The 20,940-nt window shown below is 58.2% G+C and carries 23 protein-coding genes; 21 read left to right on the forward strand and 2 right to left on the reverse strand.

Annotation, left to right across the window (positions count from 1 at the left end; translation table 11 throughout):
* Nucleotides 1-34: 34 nt before the first annotated feature.
* The 20 genes from pedA1 (at nt 35) to C8N45_RS05075 (ending at nt 18,064) form a co-directional block, all read left to right on the forward strand.
* Nucleotides 35-1,222 (forward strand): lanthanide ABC transporter ABC transporter substrate-binding protein PedA1, encoded by a 1,188-nt coding sequence (pedA1, locus tag C8N45_RS04980; protein ID WP_108385036.1) that lies wholly within the window; start codon nt 35-37, stop codon nt 1,220-1,222.
* Between the two features lie 11 nt (nt 1,223-1,233).
* A complete protein-coding gene (locus tag C8N45_RS04985; RefSeq protein ID WP_211095445.1) occupies nt 1,234-2,223 on the forward strand; it encodes a YVTN family beta-propeller repeat protein in 990 nt (329 codons plus the stop codon).
* A 21-nt stretch (nt 2,224-2,244) separates the two neighbouring features.
* Nucleotides 2,245-3,234 (forward strand): ABC transporter substrate-binding protein, encoded by a 990-nt coding sequence (locus C8N45_RS04990; protein ID WP_211095446.1) that lies wholly within the window; start codon nt 2,245-2,247, stop codon nt 3,232-3,234.
* A 28-nt stretch (nt 3,235-3,262) separates the two neighbouring features.
* Entirely contained in the window at nt 3,263-4,000 is a 738-nt protein-coding gene (locus C8N45_RS04995; RefSeq protein WP_245882547.1) for an ABC transporter permease, read from the forward strand.
* Nucleotides 3,997-4,590 (forward strand): ABC transporter ATP-binding protein, encoded by a 594-nt coding sequence (locus C8N45_RS05000; protein ID WP_108385039.1) that lies wholly within the window; start codon nt 3,997-3,999, stop codon nt 4,588-4,590. The genes C8N45_RS04995 and C8N45_RS05000 overlap by 4 nt, the downstream gene beginning before the upstream one ends.
* A 20-nt stretch (nt 4,591-4,610) precedes the next feature.
* Nucleotides 4,611-5,036 (forward strand): hypothetical protein, encoded by a 426-nt coding sequence (locus tag C8N45_RS05005; protein ID WP_108385040.1) that lies wholly within the window; start codon nt 4,611-4,613, stop codon nt 5,034-5,036.
* Between the two features lie 129 nt (nt 5,037-5,165).
* On the forward strand, nt 5,166-6,119 hold the full coding sequence (locus C8N45_RS05010) for a hypothetical protein (RefSeq protein WP_133175940.1): 954 nt from the start codon (nt 5,166-5,168) through the stop codon (nt 6,117-6,119).
* Between the two features lie 71 nt (nt 6,120-6,190).
* Nucleotides 6,191-7,150 carry an AAA family ATPase gene (locus C8N45_RS05015; RefSeq protein WP_108385042.1) on the forward strand — a complete coding sequence of 320 codons (960 nt, stop codon included), beginning with the start codon at nt 6,191-6,193 and terminating at the stop codon, nt 7,148-7,150.
* A complete protein-coding gene (locus C8N45_RS05020) occupies nt 7,147-8,034 on the forward strand; it encodes a DUF58 domain-containing protein (RefSeq protein WP_108385043.1) in 888 nt (295 codons plus the stop codon). Before C8N45_RS05015 ends, C8N45_RS05020 begins: the two co-directional genes overlap by 4 nt.
* Nucleotides 8,034-8,420, forward strand: a complete 387-nt coding sequence (locus C8N45_RS05025; RefSeq protein ID WP_108385044.1) for a hypothetical protein — start codon at nt 8,034-8,036, stop codon at nt 8,418-8,420. The genes C8N45_RS05020 and C8N45_RS05025 overlap by 1 nt, the downstream gene beginning before the upstream one ends.
* Nucleotides 8,413-9,369 (forward strand): VWA domain-containing protein, encoded by a 957-nt coding sequence (locus C8N45_RS05030; protein WP_108385045.1) that lies wholly within the window; start codon nt 8,413-8,415, stop codon nt 9,367-9,369. The genes C8N45_RS05025 and C8N45_RS05030 overlap by 8 nt, the downstream gene beginning before the upstream one ends.
* A complete protein-coding gene (locus C8N45_RS05035; protein WP_108385046.1) occupies nt 9,366-10,292 on the forward strand; it encodes a vWA domain-containing protein in 927 nt (308 codons plus the stop codon). Before C8N45_RS05030 ends, C8N45_RS05035 begins: the two co-directional genes overlap by 4 nt.
* Nucleotides 10,292-10,975, forward strand: a complete 684-nt coding sequence (locus tag C8N45_RS05040; RefSeq protein WP_108385047.1) for a tetratricopeptide repeat protein — start codon at nt 10,292-10,294, stop codon at nt 10,973-10,975. The genes C8N45_RS05035 and C8N45_RS05040 overlap by 1 nt, the downstream gene beginning before the upstream one ends.
* Nucleotides 10,975-12,201, forward strand: coding sequence for a BatD family protein (locus C8N45_RS05045; RefSeq protein WP_108385048.1), 1,227 nt, complete (start codon nt 10,975-10,977; stop codon nt 12,199-12,201). The genes C8N45_RS05040 and C8N45_RS05045 overlap by 1 nt, the downstream gene beginning before the upstream one ends.
* 92 nt (nt 12,202-12,293) lie before the next feature.
* On the forward strand, nt 12,294-13,022 hold the full coding sequence (locus C8N45_RS05050) for a response regulator (RefSeq protein WP_108385049.1): 729 nt from the start codon (nt 12,294-12,296) through the stop codon (nt 13,020-13,022).
* A 7-nt stretch (nt 13,023-13,029) separates the two neighbouring features.
* Nucleotides 13,030-14,196 carry an FIST N-terminal domain-containing protein gene (locus C8N45_RS05055; protein WP_108385050.1) on the forward strand — a complete coding sequence of 389 codons (1,167 nt, stop codon included), beginning with the start codon at nt 13,030-13,032 and terminating at the stop codon, nt 14,194-14,196.
* The gene (locus C8N45_RS05060; RefSeq protein WP_108385051.1) at nt 14,193-16,454 is read left to right on the forward strand and encodes a PAS-domain containing protein; all 2,262 of its coding nucleotides are present in this window, start codon (nt 14,193-14,195) and stop codon (nt 16,452-16,454) included. Before C8N45_RS05055 ends, C8N45_RS05060 begins: the two co-directional genes overlap by 4 nt.
* A 48-nt stretch (nt 16,455-16,502) precedes the next feature.
* Nucleotides 16,503-17,147, forward strand: coding sequence for a hypothetical protein (locus C8N45_RS05065; RefSeq protein WP_181868896.1), 645 nt, complete (start codon nt 16,503-16,505; stop codon nt 17,145-17,147).
* Entirely contained in the window at nt 17,144-17,488 is a 345-nt protein-coding gene (locus C8N45_RS05070; RefSeq protein ID WP_108385052.1) for a hypothetical protein, read from the forward strand. The genes C8N45_RS05065 and C8N45_RS05070 overlap by 4 nt, the downstream gene beginning before the upstream one ends.
* A gap of 66 nt (nt 17,489-17,554) precedes the next feature.
* Nucleotides 17,555-18,064, forward strand: a complete 510-nt coding sequence (locus C8N45_RS05075; protein WP_108385182.1) for a GNAT family N-acetyltransferase — start codon at nt 17,555-17,557, stop codon at nt 18,062-18,064.
* A 25-nt stretch (nt 18,065-18,089) separates the two neighbouring features.
* On the opposite strand, the gene C8N45_RS05080 is transcribed toward C8N45_RS05075, so the two are convergent.
* On the reverse strand, nt 18,090-18,887 hold the full coding sequence (locus C8N45_RS05080) for a quinoprotein dehydrogenase-associated SoxYZ-like carrier (RefSeq protein ID WP_108385053.1): 798 nt from the start codon (nt 18,885-18,887) through the stop codon (nt 18,090-18,092).
* A gap of 127 nt (nt 18,888-19,014) precedes the next feature.
* On the opposite strand from C8N45_RS05080, the gene C8N45_RS05085 reads away from it, so the two are divergent.
* Nucleotides 19,015-20,058, forward strand: a complete 1,044-nt coding sequence (locus tag C8N45_RS05085; RefSeq protein WP_108385054.1) for a quinoprotein relay system zinc metallohydrolase 2 — start codon at nt 19,015-19,017, stop codon at nt 20,056-20,058.
* A 16-nt stretch (nt 20,059-20,074) separates the two neighbouring features.
* On the opposite strand, the gene C8N45_RS05090 is transcribed toward C8N45_RS05085, so the two are convergent.
* Nucleotides 20,075-20,689 carry a hypothetical protein gene (locus tag C8N45_RS05090; RefSeq protein ID WP_108385055.1) on the reverse strand — a complete coding sequence of 205 codons (615 nt, stop codon included), beginning with the start codon at nt 20,687-20,689 and terminating at the stop codon, nt 20,075-20,077.
* Between the last annotated feature and the right edge of the window lie 251 nt (nt 20,690-20,940).

The following is a 20,940-nucleotide window of genomic DNA, read 5'->3' on the forward strand; positions in this document are numbered from 1 at the left end:
TTCGGGAGGAGACCAATCAGGGGGGATAGACAGCATGCGGGTGTTGACGCGCCTTTTTGGCACTATTCTAATTGCGTTTTGCATGATCATGCCGGCCTATGCGCTTGACGTGCGCGCAACTGTTTTGCGCGTTGACTACCCGTCACTTTTGCCAATCTCGCGGTATGATCTGGTGCCGGACGATCTGGGCTTTGCCGGGGCTGTACTTGGAGACGAGGACAACCAGACAACCGGGTCTTTTCTGGGCATGACGTTTGAAACCGAATTCGTGTCAACGGCACCCGAAGCGTTGGACGCGCAACTTGATTCCATACTGGCGCAAGGCACTGACCTCTTGATTGTTATGGCCGACGCCGATGATCTGTTGAAGATCGCTGATCGGGCGGGCGTGGACGTGATGGTGATAAACGCCACCGCACGCGATACGCATCTGCGGGATGATATGTGCCGTGCAAATACGCTGCATGTGGCCCCCAGCCAGTCGATGATGGCTGATGCCGTGGTGCAGTTTGCGATGTGGAAACGCTGGCGCCGTCTGTTTCTGATCCATGGCTCAAATCCTGCCGATCGGGCTTTGGGCGATGCGTACCGCCGGGCAGCGACGAAATTCGGGGCCGAAATTGTCGAAGAGCGTGAATTTGAGGATACTGGCGGGTCACGGCGCACGGACACGGGTCATGTGCTCGTGCAGCGCCAGATTCCGGTGTTTACGCAGGATGCGGCCGACCATGACGTGGTGCTTGCGGCGGATGCGTCTGATGTCTTCGGGCTCTACCTGCCGTTTCATCTGTGGACACCCCGTCCGGTCATGGGGTCAGGCGGGTTGCGGCCTGTGACTTTTCATGCGGCCCACGAAGCATGGGGCGCGACTCAGTTCCAACGCCGTTTCGAGGCTTTGTCGGGCCGCTATGTCCAAGAGGCCGACTATCAGGTCTGGCTTGCCTTGCGCGTGATCGGAGAGGCGGTGATCCGCACAAACAGCGCCGCACCTGATGTTTTGATGAATTACATCCTGAGTGAGGATTTCGAACTTGCGGCCTTTAAGGGGCGCAAGGTGAATTTCCGCCCATGGAACGGCCAGTTACGCCAGCCGATTCTGCTGACGGACAGCAAATTGACGGTCAGCGTGTCCCCACAGGATGGCTATTTGCACCAACGCTCCACGCTGGATACGCTGGGGCTCGACCAACCGGAAAGCGCTTGCAGCGCCTTTGACCAATGAGGATGGACCGAATGAACCGTCACGTGAACTTTCTTGCCTGCCTATGCCTTTCCACCTTCGGCCTGTCGAGTGCAGCTTCGGCCAATAAGGTCTTTGTCAGCAACGAAAAAGGCAACACGATTACCGTGATCGACAGCGACACATGGGAACCCATCACCGAATTTCCCGGCGGCAACCGTCCGCGTGGCATCGGGATCAGCCCGGATGGCAAATATCTGTATGTCTGTGCATCGGATGATGACACGATCCGCGTGTTCGATACCGAAACCTATCAGGAAGTCTGGACCTTGCCATCGGGTCCTGACCCCGAGCTTTTCACGATCCACCCCTCGGGCGAGCTGCTTTATGTGGCCAACGAAGACGATAATCTGGTCACCGTCGTTGACACGCAAAGCCGTACGATTGTTGCTGAAATACCCGTCGGCGTTGAACCCGAAGGCATGGCCATCAGTCCGGATGCGCGGTTTGTCATCAACACATCCGAGACGACCAACATGGCGCATTTCATCGACACATCGGATTACAAGATCAAGCATAACATCCTTGTGGATCAGCGCCCGCGCTACGCTGTCTACAGTGACGACGGCAACAAGCTGTTTGTCAGCTCTGAAATCGGCGGCACGGTCAGTGTGATTGACCCCAATGGCGCTGACGGGCCCGTTCTGACAGACAAGATCGGTTTTGAGGTCTCGGGCGTGCAGCCTGAATGGTTGCAGCCGGTGGGTATGAAGATCACGGCTGACAATAAATGGCTGTTCGTGGCGCTTGGACCTGCAAACCGTGTTGCCGTCATTGATGCGGAGACACTTGAAGTTGTCGATTATATTCTTGTCGGCCAAAGGGTTTGGCAGATGGCCTTTACACCGGGGCAGGAATTTCTCATCACGACAAACGGCAATTCCAATGATGTCACCGTCATTGATGTGGCCAAACAACGCGCAATCAAATCTGTACAGGTCGGCCAGCAGCCTTGGGGCGTTGCGGTCATGCCTGACGAATAATGCAAAGCTGAGGGGACTCAAATGATTTCAATTTCACGTAGATGGATGGTGTCGCTTGCGGCCACCGCGGCCCTGATGGCATCAACACTCACCGCAAGCGCGCAGGATGACATGCCGGTGATCCGCGCGGCGGTTCTGAAAATCGGTACGGTTAACTGGGAACTGGATACGATCACACGCAACGGGTTTGACAAGGCGAATGGCTTCACACTCGCAGTCCAGCCCTTTGCCGATAACGGGGCGACGCGGGTTGCATTGGAAGGCGGCGAGGCGGACCTTGCCGTCGCAGACTGGATCTGGGTGGCGCGCCAGCGCGCGGCAGGCAAGGATTATGTCTTTATTCCTTACTCCAAGGCCGTTGGCGGTGTGGTTGTTCCGCAGGACAGTTCCGCGCAAAGCCTCGCCGACCTTGCCGGCGGCAGCATCGGAATAGCAGGCGGACCGCTGGATAAAAGCTGGCTGATCCTGCGCGCTTATGCCCAGCAGGAGTACGGTCTGGACCTCAAGGCCGAGACCGAACAGGTCTTTGGCGCGCCACCCCTGATTTTCAAATCGGCTTTGTCGGGAGAAACCGACGGCGCGATCAACTTCTGGCACTTTCTGGCCAAGATGAAAGCCGGTGGGATGCGCGAACTGATCTCTGTGGAAGAGGCGTCTGTGGCGTTGGGTCTGGACCCCGAAGTGCCGCTGTTGGGCTATGTCATGAAAGAAAGTTTTCTGGCTGAAAACCCCGGTATCGCACAAGCGCTTTATCAGGCGTCGCGTGATGCAAAGACCCTCTTGCGCGAAGATGATGCCGCGTGGGACGTGCTGCGTCCGATGATGAACGCCAACAATGACGCGCAATTCGAAAGCCTGCGCACGGACTTTCGTGCAGGGATTCCCGCCCCCGGTCCAATCAATGCAGAAGGTGCAGACAAGCTGCTGCAATTGATGGCCAAGCTTGGCGGTGCTGATCTGGTTGGGGATGCAACGACCCTGCCCGCAGGGCTGTTTGCGCCGATCGAATGAAGAAGGCTGCGCCAAGGTGCACGACTAAGTGAGCATCCGCATCTTTTCATTGCTGGGGTTGCTTGCCCTGTGGGCTGCCGTGGCGTGGATCGCGGCCGATCCGCAGGTCTTGCCGATGCCGCACGCTTTGGTGCTCCCGTTCTGGGAAGAGGCCACGTCAGGTGAGTTGTTCTACCACCTGGGCCGGACTTTGATCCGGGTGATCTGGGCGTTTGCGCTGGCTATGTCGATCGGGCTGGCACTGGGGCTGGTCATGGGCTTGCTGCCAACGGTTGATCGCTGGCTTGACCCGTGGCTGGTGGTGTTCCTGAACCTGCCCGCACTGGTCCTGATCGTGCTGTGCTACCTGTGGATTGGGCTGAATGAAACGGCGGCGATAATCGCGGTGACTTTGAACAAGATCCCCAATGTGACAACCATTATCAGGGAAGGTGCGCGTGCAATGGACCCGAACCTGCGCGATATGGCGCGGGTGTTCCGGATGCCGCGTGGCACGGTGCTGCGCCACATCATCTTGCCACAGATGGCACCATTCATTGCCGGTGCCGCCCGTTCAGGAGTCGCGGTTATCTGGAAGATCGTGCTGGTGGTCGAATTTCTGGGTCGCTCGAATGGGATTGGATTTCAGATCCACCTGTATTTCCAACTTTTCGATGTACTGCATGTCTTGATTTATGCCCTGTCTTTTATCGCCGTGATGCTTTTGGTTGAATGGCTGGTCCTGCAACCGTGGGAAGCCCGCGTCAGACGTTGGAGGGGCGCATGATCACTGTGGATGTCCTGGCCAAGCAATTCGGCAACACGCAGGTGTTGAACTCTATACGCTTTGAAGTGCGGGCAGGGGAAACCGTTGCGCTGCTGGGTCCCTCCGGGATTGGCAAGACGACGCTGCTGCGGCTGATCGCCGGGCTGGACACAAAATTTGAGGGCCACATCACCCGGCCCGATAAGATGGCAATGGTCTTTCAGGAACCGACCTTGATGCTGTGGCGGTCTGCCATTGAAAATATCCGTCTGGTCCATCCGGATCTTACAAATGACGCTGCATTGGAAGCCCTGAATGAGGTCGGACTGGCCGAAAAAGCGAACCTTTTTCCCGGCCAACTGTCACTTGGCCAGCAACGCCGCCTGTCACTGGCGCGCGGCTTTGCGGGCCGTCCTGATTTGCTGATCATGGACGAACCCTTTGTGTCGCTTGATGCAAAGGCCGCGGATGAAATGCTGGCGCTGACCGAGCGGTTGATTGCCCAGACGAAACCCGCAACGATCTTTGTGACGCACGCCATCGCAGAGGCTGAGCGACTCGCCACGCGGGTTCTGACCCTTCACGGCGCACCCGCAACGCTTGTTACCTAATCAACAGAGGAGATAACAGAATGAAGATTTTACCATTTTTGGCGGCGGTGGTCGTAGCCGCACCGGCATTTGCGCATGACCTTGGCTTTGCGGGCTTGTTATCCAGCACTAACAAAGAGGATCTTGAACCTCTGACCTTGTCGGTCGGAAAACCGATTGCCGACGGCCCCCTGATGTTGAAATCAGGCACCGCCTACGAGATCGAGATCATCGCGGATGGCACAGGCGAACTGGCACTTGAAGGGGCCGGGTTCTTTCGGGCGATCTGGATCAATGAAATCGTTATTAACGGGCTGGAAATCCGCCCCTTGGGCATAGACAGTGTCGAGTTTGACGAAGCGGGCACGATGGAAATCGAGTTTATCGCCATCAAGCCGGGGCGCTTCGAATTGCGGCAACCCGGCTCTACCGGTGAGGGCCAGCGCGTGGAAATCGTGATCGAATAAGACCCCGTGCGAAGCAGGCGAACGGGCAAGAAATCTGTCGTTGGACTTTCCTTGCTCGATTTGCCCGCTATCTTGTTCACAGCGTCTGACTGCCAGATCGGCCAAACCGGGCGGGCGCAAGGACATAACATGATGCAACCGTTCAAACGGTTTCTTGGACCTTGGCTATGCGCGTTTTGCCTTCTTATGCCGGGTTTGGGCAACACCCAGAACAGCGGGCCGACTCGCGCTGATTATCTGACGCTGGCGCGTAGCGGATGGGTCTTTGATCTGCATTCAGCGCGGAGCCGGCGCGACGTTGATCTGCCGCCAGTCCGGTTTGACAGCCTTGAAGTCGCAAAAGGCGAGATTTGCTTGTTCGGCGATCCGCCGCATGCGCTGGCCCGACAGGTCGTTGTTCGCTTTACCACCTTGCTACGCGAGGTGTTCGACAGGCGTATCGCTGTGACATTTGCAGGGCGCGAAATAGCCAACTGTCCCGAACAACAGAGGGTCTATATCCGGCTTTATTCCGGCAGACCGCCATCATCCTTGTTCAACGCCGATATTCGGAAGCTGAACCAGACGTATGACATCCGGCTGCCCAATGGCTGGCGGGAACCGATCAGATCGCCCGCGCAGACGGTTGGCTATTTTGGGCGCAACGGGGCGGTGGCCCATTTGCTGATCAACCAGCCCCCCCTGCGCGACCTGACACCGCTTGAACAGGACTATTACAAATCCATCCTTGTCGAAGAAATGTTTCAAGCCGTCAGTTTCGGGGCTGATATCCTCAAATTCGATCGCCAGACCCCGTTTTACTCCAAGCTGCAAGAGGTGCCTGTCAATCTGCGCTATGTGCCGTGGCAATCGGAACAATTCATGAGCGGACTTCTGGGCAGCAATCCCAGCGGGCTGTGCGGTTTTGACATTTTCATGCTGCACGCACTGGCGGCCGCACATCTTGAAACGGTGAATTCCATCGCCTTGCTGGAATACATTGACCAGAATTTTGATGATTTGCGTGACTTGTCGCGTCAGACGATGACACGGCCAGATCTCCATATGCTGTTCGACGACACTTGCGAAGCGATCCCTGGCTGACCCTAGACCTTTGGCGATGTGGCTTTGTTGGCTGTTTCGGGCAAAATCGATGCAAATGCAGGGGACCACCAGTGTTACAAGAAAAGTCGCAACAGAGTTTTGACCAGATATCAGAGCTCCGGACGTGGTTGCAGGCGGGGCTGATAGGCAGTGATACGCTGATACAGAGGCTCTTGATCGGAGTGTTGACCGGGGGGCATGTCTTGATTGAAGGCGCGCCCGGTCTGGCCAAGACACGCGCAGTCAAACTGCTGGCCCAAGCGTTGCATGGCACTTTTGCGCGTGTGCAATGTACGCCTGACCTGTTACCTGCCGATCTGACGGGCACAGACGTGTTCAACCCCGAAACCGGACGTTTTGCCTTTGCGCCCGGTCCGGTCTTTCACAATCTGGTTCTGGTGGACGAAATCAACCGCGCCCCGCCAAAAGTGCAATCAGCCCTGTTGGAGGCGATGGCCGAAACCCAAGTCACAAGCGGTGGCAAGACCCATCCGCTGCCCACGCCCTTCTTTGTTGTGGCGACCCAAAACTCGATCGAGCATGAAGGCACCTTTCCCTTGCCAGAGGCGCAGTTGGACCGGTTCCTGCTGCATGTGATGCTTGAGCAGCCGGACCTCGCGACCGAGCGCCGGATTCTGGACTTGGTGGAGAGCGAAAGCAGCGGCGGCAGTACAAGGGCGCCGCAGCTTGATCCGGCCGCTGTGCAACAGGCACGCGATGATGTGGCGCGCGTGCATCTCTCGCCGGCCTTGCGTGACTATATCGTGCGATTGGTGGTCGCCACACGCACCGCCCCCTTTGATGCAGAGGTTGAACATGCGGTCTCTCCGCGGGGGTCGCTGGCGCTGGCCGCCTCTGCGCGCGCGCGGGCCTATCTTGCGGGGCGCGATCATGCGTTGCCCGAAGATGTTGATGCGCTCGCGCAGGACGCTTTGGCCCACCGGATGGCGCTGAACTGGGCGGCCTCCGCCAAGGGGCGGACGGTCAGGGCCGTTATCACCGACATCCAAACCCAGACCGAGGCTTTATGATTGCAGCAGATGGCACCCGGGTCACGGCAAGTGGGTTGATTGCGACCCGCGATGCCGTCAGCCAGCATGCCGGTCAGATTCCACCGACCAGTGCCTTGCCCGGTGGTTATGCGATCAGAAAGCGTGGGCAGGGGACGGTCATCGCCGACAGCCGGATCTACATGCATGGGGACGACATGCGTTATGTGGATCGCGGGGCAACGGCACGCACGGGTCATTTGCATGTGCGGACTTTCCACGAAGAGCGCGATCAGGTCAGCTTTCTGGTTGCTGATTTCCGGCCTGCGATGTTGTGGGGGATGCGGCGCGCGTTTCGGTCAGTCGCAGCTGCAGAAGCTTTGTCATGGCTGGGCTGGCAGGCCGTTGCGCGTGGCGGGCGTGTTGGGCTGATGGCAATAACAAGCAGTGAGCCTGTGATCGTGCGCACCCGTGGCGGCACCCGCGGGATGCTGGCCGTCATCGGCGGGCTTGTACGCGCCCATGACGCGGCAATGGACAGCGCGCAGGCGCGTGCCGCGGACCACAGTTTTGCCGCTGACCCGCCGCTGGATCAGGCCCTTGCCGGATTGCAGCGGATCGTGCCGCGTGGTGCGTCGGTCATTATAGCCTCGGCGCTTGATAGTGTCGGGACCGATTTTGACAGCGTGATAGGGCAGTTGTCGCAGCATCGTGCCCCGCGCTTCCTGTTGATCGAAGATCAGGCCCTGCACAACTTGCCCGCCGGACATTATCCGCTGCATGGCCCCGACGGAAACCGGCGCGCGGCAAGGTTCCGCAAGTCAGGTACGGCGCGTGGTTTACCTGAAAGCCTTGCCAACCACGATGTTGCGCGGATTGATGCTGGAATGCCGCCGCGCGACGCAATGGCTGGCGTTACAATCTGATGGCCGATCACAGCATCACCCGTGACACGATGCTGCAAAGCCTGCATGACATCCGCCTGCCTGCCGATGCACCCGGCGGGCTTTGGGCGGAATTGGCGGCTGCGGCGGGGCTGGGGCTTGCGCTTGCGCTGGTCTTCAGTTTTCTGATCCCGCTCTTCACCCGGCCGCGCGCGCAATCTGACGCGGCCCCTGATCTTGCCGCAGATATTGCCGCGCTTCACGCTTTGCCGCAGGATGCATATCAGCTGGAGCTGTTGCGGTTGGTGCGGGCGCATGCGCCAGCCTTGCTAGGCCCGGACCCCCAGAAAATCTATGCGCCTGAGGGTTTTCCCGATGCGCGGGCACTTGAAAAAAAGCTTCTTGAAACGGTGCAGGCCGATGCTTGAATTTGCAGACCCCCGCGCGTTTTTTCTGCTGCCGCTACCGGTGCTTTCCTATTTCCTTTTGCCACGACAAATGTCTGCGGGGACTGCGTTGGTCGTACCCGAAGGGGTGGGGCGGCATATCATGGCGGGGGCAGCCACGGGCGCGCGCGGACTTGCCGGGGTGCGACTGCTGGCACCTTTCGCCGTCTGGGTCTTGCTGGTGACAGCGCTGGCAGGGCCGCGCGCACTGGCCCCGCAGCAGGCACTGCCGATGTCAGGGCGCGACCTGATGATTGCGCTGGATCTGTCCGGCTCGATGGTGCGGGATGATTTCACGCTGGATGGTGCCAAGGCCACCCGGCTTGATGCGGTCAAGCATGTGGGCGCGGCCTTTGCCCGCGCGCGCGCAGGCGACCGGGTGGGGCTGGTCGTCTTTGGGTCAGAGGCTTACGTCGCCGCAGCGCCAACGTTTGATACGGATGCGATAGCCCGCACGATCACAGAACTGGTTATCGGTATATCTGGCAGGGCAACCAATATCAGCGACGGTTTGGGGCTTTCGTTGAAGCGTCTGGAAAGCTCTGACGCCGACACCAAGGTGGTCATTCTGCTGTCGGACGGGGCCAATAACGCCGGGGCAGCAACCCCGCGCGATGTGGCCGCACTTGCTGGCAAGATGGGTGTCAGGGTGCATACAATCGCCTTGGGGCCCATCGCGCTGGCCGAGGCACCCGATCAGCGCGGTGTCGTCGATGTGGATACGCTGCGCGCCATGTCGGACCTGAGTGGCGGCCAGATGTTTCGGGTGCGCACGACGGATGATTTGCGTGGCGTTGCACAGGCGCTGGATGCGCTGGAACCAACAGCAAGGGCAGGGCTGTCGGCGCAAACCTATCGGGAATACTGGATCTGGCCCGCTTTACTTGCTGGTGCGCTCAGTCTTTGGTTCGGGCTGTGGATACGCAGATGAGCGGTTTAACAGACATCACTTTCCTACGCCCCCTTTGGGGACTGGCCGTCCCCGTTGTGCTGGCCCTGATGGTCTGGCGCTTGCGCAGGGGCGGCCAACCCGGCGATTGGCAGACCCATATCCAGCCGCATTTGCTGGCAGCGATGGCCGCTCTTGGCAAGGTATCAACAGCACAAAGCCGGGTCGCCACGACGCTGCCCTTTGTCGTGGCAGGCATTGTCGCGGTGGCGCTTTGCGGTCCTGCCGTCGAACGCAAAGGGGCGCAGACGTTCCGCAACCTTGATGGGGTTGTCTTTGTGATGGATGTTTCGGGGTCAATGACCCGCGATCCGATCTGGCCCAAGATCGTGACGATGGCCCGTGGCGGGTTGAGCGTGCTGGGCAGCAAACCTGCCGCACTTATTGTCTATGCCGGTGACAGCTATCTTGCATCGCCCTTAACCATTGATCATGCGCAGTTGGGCCAGTCCGTGTCGCTGCTGGATGCCAAGACCGTGCCTGACAAGGGCAACCGGCCCGCGCTGGCACTTGATCGTGCGGCTGGGCTGTTGGAAGAGGCGCAGGTGCTCGCGGGCGAGGTGATCTTGCTCACCGATGGAGAAGGGCTGGAACCGCCGGCGATCCGGGCGGCGGAGCGGATTACGCAGACAGGCGCGCAACTGTCCGTTGTGGTGGCCGACACGACCGTGTCCGGTACGCGCCCCGCAGGCCGGGACATGGTTGATACGCTTGTCAGCATAGGCGGTGGCAGGCTTTATCAACCCGACAATCTGACCGGTTTCATGGCTGATCTGTCAGTCCAAGTTCCTGCGAGGGTCGCGCGCCAGGACCTGCAGTTGCTGTTGCTGACAGATTTTGGGCGTTATCTGCTGGTTCTGGCGATGGTCCCGGCGCTGATGCTTTTTCGACGGGACCGGACCTGATGCGCAAGATTATTGCCATATCCGCCGTAGTGCTGCTTGGCCTAGCCATGGCTCTTGGAGGGACAGCGCCTTTTGGCCGGTTGGCCTTGGCGCTGGGTATGCCGCGATTGGCGGCACATATCTTTACGGATGCGCAATGGCGCGGTGTCGCATATTATCGGGCGGGTCAGTTTGAGGATGCAACAGCAATACTGACAGCGGCAGGTCCGCAGGGACTTTACAATCTGGGCAATACCTTTGTGCAGCAGGGCAACTACGCCGCAGCACTTGAGGCTTATGATCTGGCGTTGGCCGGGCAAGAGGACAGCAAGGCACGCGCGAATTTCGATCTGGTCCGGGCATTTTATGCAGGCACTGCCATTGATGCGGGGTCGGTATTCGCATTTGGCGACAAGGAAGGGCCCACAGCCGCCGCACCGATTGCACGCGGCGATGCGCGCGGCGCGGGGTCAGGCGACAGTGTCACCAACAGCGGTGGCGCGCTCGCTTTGGCAGAGCTGGAAACATCAGGCGGCGCCCATGTCCGTCGCGTCTTTGACGACACGTTTATCGCGGCCAACGCACGGTGGCTGGCCACGCTTGAGGATGTACCGGGGGCGTTCCTTTCCGCGCGTATCAGCCATGAACATAAACGCCGGCGCAAGGATGGCACCGGCCAAGAACCACAGGAGACGGAATGGTAATGCGCTTTGTCATCCTGATGCTGTGGGTCTGGTTACCCATGCAGTCCGCCGCACAGAGCCTGACGGTCGACCCCGATGATTTGTCTCTGACAGTCACACTTGAAGAACTACCCGCAACGCCGATGCGGCAGGAAATGGTGCTGTTGACGATCCATGGGATCTACAAGCGGCATATTACGCTTGAAAAGCTGGAGCAGCCGGATTTGGAGGGGTTCAACTGGATGCAGTTGGGGCAGGATCACTGGTTTGAAAGCATGATGGACGGGCGACCCGTCAAGAACATGCGCCGGCGCATGGCGCTTTTCCCTGACAAGACGGGCAAGCTGACAATCGGTGCATTCAGGCACAATCTGACCTTGCTGGATGAAGACAACAAATGGTTTGAACATACCGTTCAGTCCGAACCTGTCACGCTTGAGGTCGCCCCCGCGCAGGCAGGGACTGACTGGTGGTTTCCCGTGCGCAGATTGCAGGTGGCCGACAATTGGTCAAATCCGCCCGATCAACTGACCGAAGGGGCAGGGGTGCTGCGGATCATCCGCGTATCGGCACTGGGGGCCAGCCCGGACATGATCCCGCCGATGCCGACACTGACATCGCCCTCGGCGCTGATCTTTGCGCACCCCGAAAAGCGACTGGTCGATCTGACACCCTACGGCCCCGAGGCGGTTGCCTATTGGCGCTGGACAATCACGCCGACCAACGGACATTCCGCCATTCTGGAGCCGATTTCCTTCACATATTTCGATACGGTTGAACGGCAGATGCGGTCGGTCGAAATCTCGGCGCAGCGCGTGGCGTTTGGCGATGTGACAGGCGGGCTACCACAGGCACCCGCCGCGCCCGATCCTGAAGTCAGGATGCATCCAATGCTGTTGTTCGCTGTAGCGGCTCTGGCTTTCACTGTGACGATGGCTTTGCTGTTGCGGCGGCAGGATATCTCTGTCGCGCCATTGCAAGGCTGGCTTTATCGCAAGCGGCTGTTGTGGCAATTTAATCGGGCCGTCGCGCGCAAAGATGCATCCGCGCTTAGGCGGGCGGCCCATGCGTTGAACGCCGAACATCCACCCGACCCCATGCGCACAGCCCTGTTATCACGGCTTGATTCACAGCTGTTCGGGCCTGCTGCCGACATGTGGGACCCGAGAGAGTTCAGCCGCGATTTTCGGCGCAGCTTGCGCGATTTGCCGCTACCAACATCCCCAACCAAAGCGACGTCTGGCTGAAAGTGCACCACAGGCCATTCGCGACAAAACCGCCAACATGACTTGTTTCGCGCGCGCATTCGGGTAACTTTCCGTTCGGGGAGGGAATTAACATGTATGATGGCAAAGCCAATCCAAAAGAGAAAACGGTCAAGATGACGCTTATCGTCGATGACCATCCTTTATATTGTGACGCGATGTGCAGCTCACTTCTGACCGCATTCAAGGTGCAACAGGTCAAAGCCGCCAATTCGTTGACAGAGGCGACCCGCCTTTTGTCGGGGGGGCTGGTGCCTGATCTGGTTCTGCTGGATATTGGGCTGCCTGACACCACAGGGCTCAGCGGATTTTTGAAGCTCAAGGAGTTGCTGCCGGATGTGCCGATTTTGGTGATCTCGGCCGATTCCAGTGATGAGACGATTCAGGCGTCGATGGACGCAGGCGCCGCCGGATTTATTCCCAAGGATGCCCCCCGGCACGTGATTGCAGACGCGCTGGCGGAAGTGCAGGATGGTGAAAAATTCCTACCGCCCGGTTTTTGGCCGCAACCACGCGCGCGCGCGCAGGATGCGGCCAGCCCAGAGGATATTTCGCAGCGACTGGCCGCGCTGACCCCGCAGCAAAGCCGGATCATCAATCTGATTTGTGCAGGCAAACCCAATAAGGTGATCGCCTATGAACTGTCTGTCACAGAGGGCACCGTCAAAGCGCATATCACAGCGCTATTGCGCCGCCTTGGGGTCAGCAACCGCACGCAGGCCGCGATCCTTGCCAACAGCGCTAACCTTGACCGTGGCCGTACAGAGTTTTCGGACATGGACGCCCGGGCCTTGTTGAACTGAACGCCTGATGAACCGCTTTGTTGAAAGTTTTGCGCCGGCGCGGATCGTTTCGGTCGGCGTTTCGGTCGAAGAGGACGCCAAAAGCGCCGTCGCAGATGCGGTGGCGCAACTTGATGACATTGCAATCTGCTTTGTGCTTGTGTTCGTGCCCGAACATCTGGATCACAGCATCGTCGCCGAGGCCTTGCGGCATGATTTGCCGCGTACGCCGGTGTTCGGCTGCACCAGCGGCGGGCAGATTACGCCGGAGGGCTATGCTGACCGATCGCTGCTGTTGGTCGCTTTCCCGCGCGAACATTTCCGCTGTTCTTCTACGCTTTTTCATCCGCTCAAGCCCGTGTCAGTTGCCGAGACAGCACAAGAGGCCCAGACACTCGCCCAGCGGTTTCGGACTACGGCGAACTGGAACCGGTTTGCACTGACCTTTGCGGATGGATTGGCCAAGCAGGAAGATACTTTTGTCGCGGCGCTTGATGCAGGGCTGGGCGACATTCCGGTCTTTGGTGGATCAGCCGGGCACGGGTTGGCCTATGACGTCACGTTCGTGCTCCATGGCGGCGAATTTCATACCGACGCGGCGGTCTTGCTGATTGTCGAAACAGACCTGCAGTTTGAAAGTGTGGTGTTTGACCATTTCAGGCCAACCAATCGTCAACTTGTCGTGACCGAGGCGAACCCCGAGGACAGGGTTGTGCATGAAATCAACGGAACGCCTGCCGCAGAAGAATATGCGCGCATGATCGACTGCCCGCTGTCAGACCTGTCACCACAGGTCTTTGCGGAAAATCCGGTGCTGGTGCGCAATTTGAACAACTGGCATGTGCGCGCCATTCAGGGCGTGCTCGAAGATGGGTCGCTGATGTTTCTGTCGGCGATTGAAAACGGTCTGGTGCTGACGCTGGGACGGGGTAAGGAAGTCATTGAAACCATGTCCAGCGAACTCGCTGTACGCAGCGCCAAAGGCGAAGCGCCACATTTCATTCTGGGCTTTGACTGTGTTTTGCGCAGGTTGGAGATTGCGCAAAAGCAGCTTGATACCGATGCGTCAGAAGTCCTGCGCAGTCACCGGGTTCTGGGGTTCAACACATATGGCGAACAGCATGGCGGGATTCACATGAACCAGACTTTTGTCGGCATCGCCTTCTTTTCCGCCGATCAAGAGTTTGTCCTTTGATTGATCGCAGTCAGCCGCTTGCCGTTCAGGTCGAAAGGCAGGACAAGATCATTCAGGCCCTGATCGAGCGGGCCAACCAGCGTCATGAATTGGGCCGCTCGGCCTATGCGCTGTTTCAGTCGGCGGTGATGCTGCAAAGCAAGGTATCGCAAAAAACGCGCGATCTCGAGGATGCGCTGTATACGCTTGGGCGGACCAACACGGACCTCGAAACCTCTGAAGAAGCGCGCAATCAGACCCAGCAAAGCCTGACTGATGCGCTTGAATCGATGGACGGCGGCTTTGCCCTCTTTGCGGGTGGTCAGCTGCGGGTCTGCAATGATTTTTTCAAGACGCTGATCCCGGACGTCAGTGCCTTCATTCAACCCGGGCTGTCGCTGGACCGCTATCTTGATGCGGTGACAAACAGCAATGACGTGTCCCGAAGCGATCAGGCCGACCAGCTGAACCTTGCCAACAGGACCATTGACCAGGGTGTCGGCGCGGCCGCGCCCTTTGTCTTTGCGCTAAAGGATGATCGTTGGTTCGTCATCAGCTACCGGCAGACCAGCCGCAACAATACCGTCGTGCTTCAGACCGAGGTGACGGCGATTGTCCGGTCCAACCGTCTTGAAAAAGACCGGCTGATTGACGCGCAGGAACATTTCCTGAAGGCCGCGTTTGACAACATGCCACAGGGGGTCTGCACCTTTTCGGCGGATGGCACCTTGTTGATCAACAACGCGCAATTTGCCACGCTTTTGCAATTGCCATTGCACCTGACGCAAGTGGGCACGTCCTATGCGCAGATTGTGGAATATCTCAACACCAAGGCGTTGGTTGAGGGGGGGTGGCACGCAAGCTTTGCCGGTTTGATGCGCTACCTGCGCCGGGCTCATAACATGCATCTCCGACAGCGGCACGTCGGCGGAGCCGCGCTTGAGATTGGCCTGCACCCGTTGCCCGACGGGGGCTGTATCGTGAATGTCATGGACGTCACTGTTCAGTTCCAGACAACCCAGCAGCTTGAAGACATGGTGCAGGCGCGGACCCGCGAACTGACCGATGTGAACACGGCGCTGCGTCGGCAATATGCAGAACAGGCCCGCGTCGAGGAAGACCTGCGCATAGCCAAAGCCGAAGTCGAAGCGGCGATGAGTTCAAAAACCCGCTTTTTCGCCGCCGCCAGCCACGATCTGCTGCAACCGATCAATGCGGCGAAACTGCTGATTTCATCGCTGGGCGATGAAGCGCTCGCGCCGCAGATGCAGGACACGGTGCAGCGCCTTGATCGGTCTTTTCAGTCGATGGAAACCCTGCTGCATGCGCTGCTGGATATCTCGCGGCTTGAATCGGTGGATATGAAGCTGGCGACCTCGGATTTTGAGATCGACAGTGTGCTCCGCCCCATCATTGAGGATTTCACACCTATCGCCGCCGAAAAGGGTCTGCGGCTTGACGTCGTGCCCTCCAAACTATGGGTGTGCAGTGACCGTCGCTATCTGGCGAGGTCTGTCCAGAATCTGGTCAACAACGCGATCCAGTACACCCGGACGGGCCGGGTGCTGGTCGGCTGCCGTCGCCGTGGTGCGCAACTGGTGCTTGAAGTTTGGGACACGGGCAAAGGGATTGCCAAGGCCGATCAGGAAAGGGTGTTTCAGGAATTCACCCGTGTCGATCCCGCAGCGGGGACCGGCTATGGCATGGGCCTTGGCTTATCAATCGTGCAGCGGGCTTGCGCGCATCTGGGGCATGATGTGTCTGTCCGCTCAAAACCGGGGGTCGGGTCCGTCTTTTCCATCACCCTGCCGATCGTGCCCGCGCATGACGCGATTACGCAAGAGGCCGACCGTCCGACTACGCCTGTCGGTGCAGGTATGGATTTGATTATATTACTGGTCGAAAACGACCCCGGTGTGTTGTTTGCCATGGAACAGAAACTAGAAAGCTGGGGGGCGAGTGTGCTGGCTTGCGCATCAACCAAAGAAGCTTTGCAAATGGTTGCCGACATCGGGATGAGCCCTGACATCATCCTTGCCGACTATCAACTCAACGATGGCGAGACCGGCGTTGACTCAATTCTGGCTCTGCGCGGTGCGGCAAAAGAAAACCTCCCTGCGATCATGATTACCGCCAATCAGGAGGATGCGATTAAGGATCTGGGCGCGCGTCACGATTTTTCGGTGCTGACCAAACCTGTCAACCTGTCGCGGTTGCGCTCGCTGATTGACTGGAAGACACGTCAGCAACCAACCTACTATGACGAAAGTCGGCAGTGACCCGCGTCGCAGCAAGGATAAGCTAAAGACAATCAAAAGGATGGCATGATGAAGATGATACGATTCCTGCTGCTTGCGATGTTGCTTGCGACACCGCTGAGCGCTGATGAAACATACGACCTGATTTTCAAGCAAGGAACGCTGTCAGACCTGTCTGAGACGCAGGTACTGGAATATGACCGCGCGGTCATCATTGCTGAAAATCCCGATTATGCCGACCGGAATACAGGCAAAATCCGATTAAATTTTGAACCTGACGACATGGCCCGTTTGCGGTTTGTTCAGGACGAGAAATACCGCAATGTTGGTAACTTCCCGGCGACTGTGGGAAATCCGGTGATCATGTATTTTGTCGAAACCGTCCTGCGCGATGTGGCGCAAGAGGCTGGCGGCAGCCCGTTTTACATCCGCAACCGGATCAAAGAGGCGCTGGTGACGTCTGCGCCGATCATCGACGGCGTTGCAGCTTTTGGCCCGGATGAGTTGGAGACAAAAGAAATCACCCTGCGGCCTTTCGAGAATGACAAAAACCGCGACCGGATGGGGATTTATGCCGATCTGGCGCTGACTTTCACGATGTCGGAGAACGCACCGGGCTGGTATGTGTCGCTGGCCGCAAACGCTGTCGGCCCGGACGGCACGCCGGGCTATTCCAACGCGCTGACGTTGCAACCATCGGGGCCCGCGCAATGAGGGCCGCGCTAATTGCGATATTTCTTGCCGGACCGCTTGCGGCGCAATCCGTGTCGGAGCAGCTGAACGACTATCCAACCATTGCCCGCGCCGACTACATCTTTGGCTGTATGGCGGCAAACGGACAGGGGCAGGATGTGCTGCGCAAATGTGCCTGCTCGATCGACCATATTGCATCAGTCCTGCCATATGAAAAATACGTGGAGGCAGAAACCGTCTTGTCCTTGCAGTTGGGCGGCGGCGAGCGCCTGTCGATCTTTCGGACCGCAGCCCCGGCCAAGGCATTGGTTGCCGACCTGCGCCGCGCCCAGGCCGAAGCCGAGATTTTGTGCTTTATGTAAGGTCCCGGCGCGCCGTAACTCTGGTGCGTTGTTTCACTGGGCCGTCAAATGTGGCACCTGTTGCGTATGACACTCAGAAAGCCCCGTATATCTGATGCATCAAGCATCGCCGCCATCTCTCTTGAGGTTTGGATCGGCACTTATCTCAAACGCGGCGTGAACAGCTTTTTCGCTGATTTTGCTTTGGCTGAATTCACGGTGCCGCGAACCGAGGCGTTTCTGCGTGACCCCCGCGAATTTCTCTTGGTGTCGGAAAACGAAGAAGGGATCGACGGGTTCATTCGCCTTTCGTCGGGCAGAAAAGCCCCTGTTCCGGGCTGCTCCGATACGGAAATCACCACGCTTTATGTGCAACCGCGCCACCACGGCAAAGGGGTCGGGAAAAGTCTGCTGAAAGCGGCTTTCCAGCATTGCCGGGACAATGATGTCAGTTCTGTTTGGCTCGCCACCAACGCAGAAAATGCAGCCGCCATCGGCTTTTACCGCGCACGAGGGTTCGTGCAGGTCGGGGAAACCCATTTCAGCATTCAGGATCAGAACTACCTAAACAATGTCTATTCCCGCCAGCTTGATTGAGGCGGTCTCTCGCACCCCGGATGACCTAGCTTTCCACGTTCTTTTGCAGGGTTTCTTCAAAGACATTGCCTTCGGTGTCCCGTGCCCGGACATGGAATGCAGGCGCGCCGTTTTCACGGTACGAGAAGCGAAACACAGGGTTTTCGCTGACAGAAATGCCGCCCTCCATCGTGAACAGCATCTCGTCGCCCTGAAACACTTCCAATTTGTCGATGAAGTGGGCGCCAATAAACAACTGGGTCACCTGATCGCGTTGCAGGCCAGAGTAGTTGGGATGGCGGATCATGATCTGCGCATCGCGAATCTGTCCCGACATCTGCACGGGGTCGTCAAACTGCTGCAAGCGCATCAACCCCATAGAGGCAAGCGCAACCTCAGGGTCGCGTGACGCGGGGGCCGAACAGCCACCCGATGCCTTGACGTAACGCCCTTTCATAAACGTGCCTTCAGCCGTATCGGCCAGAATGCGCACATTGGAATACTGGTTTACCCGCACGCGAAGTTCAAACTTCAGCGGATGCATCGCTGATCCAAATGTCAGATCAGCCGCCATTGGGGCAGGGTTTTCATCAATGATCACAACGGCATGATCAATTGGCGTTGCCCCTGCGGATTGTGCGATAACGATTGGCACGGTGGCGGCGTCGTGGGCCCTGTAGGGGGCATCGACCGTAAACAGATCGTCCGCGACGAGTAACGGTGTATCACCGACAAAATCCTCACGCAGGTCGGCCCAACTCGGTCCGTCGATCAGCGGGTTTTCCTGCGCTGTTGCTGCTTGTGACAGGGCGACGATCAGCGACGCTATAAGGATCTGTTTCATCGGACACCTCCAATTTGGATTGGTTCCAATTATCATAGACGAAAGGTTTTTAAAAATAATCTTTCGTCATAGCAGAGATTCTCAAAATAATGTTATCACATTTGCACCTGCAAACCGGAGCAACCTGATGTTTGAAGCCATCGCAACCGTATGTGCCCTGTCCGACCCGACAGTCTGCCGGGATATGTTATTGCCCGGGCTTGAGGCCGCAACGCTGGCCGGGTGTGACGCGCTTGTGGCGCAGAACAATCCCGATGTTGGCAGGTTCGCCGCTGACTATGATGTCGGGCCGATTCGCTGTGAACCACAGGGCAGGGTGGCGGTATTCGCCAATGTGGCGCCCGGTGTATTCGTTCACCTTGGGATCATAAGCGATGCAAATGCCAACAATCAGGGCGATGTCGCCAATCTGGCCTTTGTGATTGGCGAAAGTGCAGTGGCCGTCATTGATAGCGGCGGATCGCGCAAGGTCGGCGAGCAGGTCTATCGCGCGATCCGGCAGGAAACCGATTTGCCGATCTCGCATGTGATACTGACCCATATGCACCCTGACCATGTGCTGGGGGCGGGGGTCTTTGCGCAGGTTGGTGCGCAGGTGGTGGGACATGACAAGCTGCCACGTGCGCTGGCCGACCGTGAACAGACCTATCTGACAAATTTTGGTCGGTTGATCGGGGCATCCGATTTCATCGGCACACAGGTCGTGCTGCCTGACATTACAGTGACAGAGAGTTTGCAGTTGGACTTGGGCAACAGGCCCTTGAACCTTCAGGCTTGGCCCACGGCCCATACCGGCAGCGACCTGACCGTTGGCGACCCTACCAGCGGTATCCTGTTTACGGGCGATCTGATGTTTCACCAACATGCCCCCGCCCTGGATGGGTCCGTGCTGGGGTGGGAAAAGGTCTTGGAGGCATTGCAGGACCTGCCTTACAATCAGATTATGCCGGGGCATGGTGGTCCAATAATAGACTGGCCCGAAGGTGCTGCCGCACTGTCCCAATATCTGGATGTGCTGATCGCAGACACCCGCGCGGCCATCACACGCGGCGACAGCCTAGGGGTCGCGGCAGAGATTATCGCCCAAAGCCAATCGGGCGCATGGGACCTGTTTGATCTGTTCAATCCACGCAATGCCACAGTGGCCTTTACGGAACTCGAATGGGAATGACAAAGGCTGGTCAGGCCTAATCGGATAGATGCTGGCTTAAGACTTGCGCCACCGCATAGGCCCGCTTTTCCAGCAAAACCGGTGTTTCGCACACATAGGTCAGGGACTGGGCACGATCACGATAGATGCGCTGGTCCCAGTCCAGCTGTTCTTCAAGTGCATCGACACGGTCAAAATCGGGATCCTCCTGCGCCATGATCTGATCCATCTCGATGCGGGCACTTTCGATACGCGCAGCAAGGTCGATTTGGGTCAGCGAATAGCGAGAAATCCCGTTGATCAGTTTTGATCTACTCTGGTTGAGCCTGTCAAAGGCGGCCTGAAAAATATGACCCAGATCCGCATCAGTAACGCCCGCGTTGTCTGCCACAAATGCAGCAACGGCGGTCTCGACGTCCTCCAATGGAACCCGGCGCAGGGCCATGGTTTCCGCCAATTGAATGGCGGGGGTCCTGATTGCGTCTGGCAGATTGCCGTCGGGGATGGGTTGCGGCCACATCAGCCCAGCTGACAGGTTTTCAACCTTGCGCTGGACGCAGGGCCAAGTGGGGTCGTCAAACGTGGCCGCGGCCACCGGCGCGCCCACCAAAAGCGCGAGTGCAGTGACGATACTGGTGTGCAATCTTGACATGCTGGTCCCCCGGTCTTTTCCGCGACCTGACCATACTAGCCACAGGCAGGAAATTCCAGAACAGGTACCAAGGTCGTAATTGTCGGATCAAAGGTCTTGGCCCTAACATGGCAATCAAAGGTTGTGATCAACGCGACCATCAGGGGAGAAGACCATTGCGAACACGTGCCGCCGTTGCTGTTGAAGCTGGAAAGCCGCTTGAGATCATGGAGGTCAACCTTGACGGCCCGCGTGCCGGTGAGGTGCTGGTC

The sequence above is a fragment of the Yoonia sediminilitoris genome, from assembly GCF_003058085.1.
GTDB classification, from domain to species: Bacteria; Pseudomonadota; Alphaproteobacteria; order Rhodobacterales; family Rhodobacteraceae; genus Yoonia; species Yoonia sediminilitoris.

Coding starts and splice junctions, on each gene's coding strand:
- pedA1 (WP_108385036.1), top strand. CDS start 35: ATGCGGGTGTTGACGCGCCTTTTTGGCACTATTCTAATTGCGTTTTGC.
- C8N45_RS04985 (WP_211095445.1), top strand. CDS start 1,234: ATGAACCGTCACGTGAACTTTCTTGCCTGCCTATGCCTTTCCACCTTC.
- C8N45_RS04990 (WP_211095446.1), top strand. CDS start 2,245: ATGATTTCAATTTCACGTAGATGGATGGTGTCGCTTGCGGCCACCGCG.
- C8N45_RS05000 (WP_108385039.1), top strand. CDS start 3,997: ATGATCACTGTGGATGTCCTGGCCAAGCAATTCGGCAACACGCAGGTG.
- C8N45_RS05005 (WP_108385040.1), top strand. CDS start 4,611: ATGAAGATTTTACCATTTTTGGCGGCGGTGGTCGTAGCCGCACCGGCA.
- C8N45_RS05010 (WP_133175940.1), top strand. CDS start 5,166: ATGATGCAACCGTTCAAACGGTTTCTTGGACCTTGGCTATGCGCGTTT.
- C8N45_RS05020 (WP_108385043.1), top strand. CDS start 7,147: ATGATTGCAGCAGATGGCACCCGGGTCACGGCAAGTGGGTTGATTGCG.
- C8N45_RS05025 (WP_108385044.1), top strand. CDS start 8,034: ATGGCCGATCACAGCATCACCCGTGACACGATGCTGCAAAGCCTGCAT.
- C8N45_RS05030 (WP_108385045.1), top strand. CDS start 8,413: ATGCTTGAATTTGCAGACCCCCGCGCGTTTTTTCTGCTGCCGCTACCG.
- C8N45_RS05035 (WP_108385046.1), top strand. CDS start 9,366: ATGAGCGGTTTAACAGACATCACTTTCCTACGCCCCCTTTGGGGACTG.
- C8N45_RS05040 (WP_108385047.1), top strand. CDS start 10,292: ATGCGCAAGATTATTGCCATATCCGCCGTAGTGCTGCTTGGCCTAGCC.
- C8N45_RS05045 (WP_108385048.1), top strand. CDS start 10,975: ATGCGCTTTGTCATCCTGATGCTGTGGGTCTGGTTACCCATGCAGTCC.
- C8N45_RS05050 (WP_108385049.1), top strand. CDS start 12,294: ATGTATGATGGCAAAGCCAATCCAAAAGAGAAAACGGTCAAGATGACG.
- C8N45_RS05055 (WP_108385050.1), top strand. CDS start 13,030: ATGAACCGCTTTGTTGAAAGTTTTGCGCCGGCGCGGATCGTTTCGGTC.
- C8N45_RS05065 (WP_181868896.1), top strand. CDS start 16,503: ATGAAGATGATACGATTCCTGCTGCTTGCGATGTTGCTTGCGACACCG.
- C8N45_RS05070 (WP_108385052.1), top strand. CDS start 17,144: ATGAGGGCCGCGCTAATTGCGATATTTCTTGCCGGACCGCTTGCGGCG.
- C8N45_RS05075 (WP_108385182.1), top strand. CDS start 17,555: ATGACACTCAGAAAGCCCCGTATATCTGATGCATCAAGCATCGCCGCC.
- C8N45_RS05080 (WP_108385053.1), bottom strand. CDS start 18,887: ATGAAACAGATCCTTATAGCGTCGCTGATCGTCGCCCTGTCACAAGCA.
- C8N45_RS05085 (WP_108385054.1), top strand. CDS start 19,015: ATGTTTGAAGCCATCGCAACCGTATGTGCCCTGTCCGACCCGACAGTC.
- C8N45_RS05090 (WP_108385055.1), bottom strand. CDS start 20,689: ATGTCAAGATTGCACACCAGTATCGTCACTGCACTCGCGCTTTTGGTG.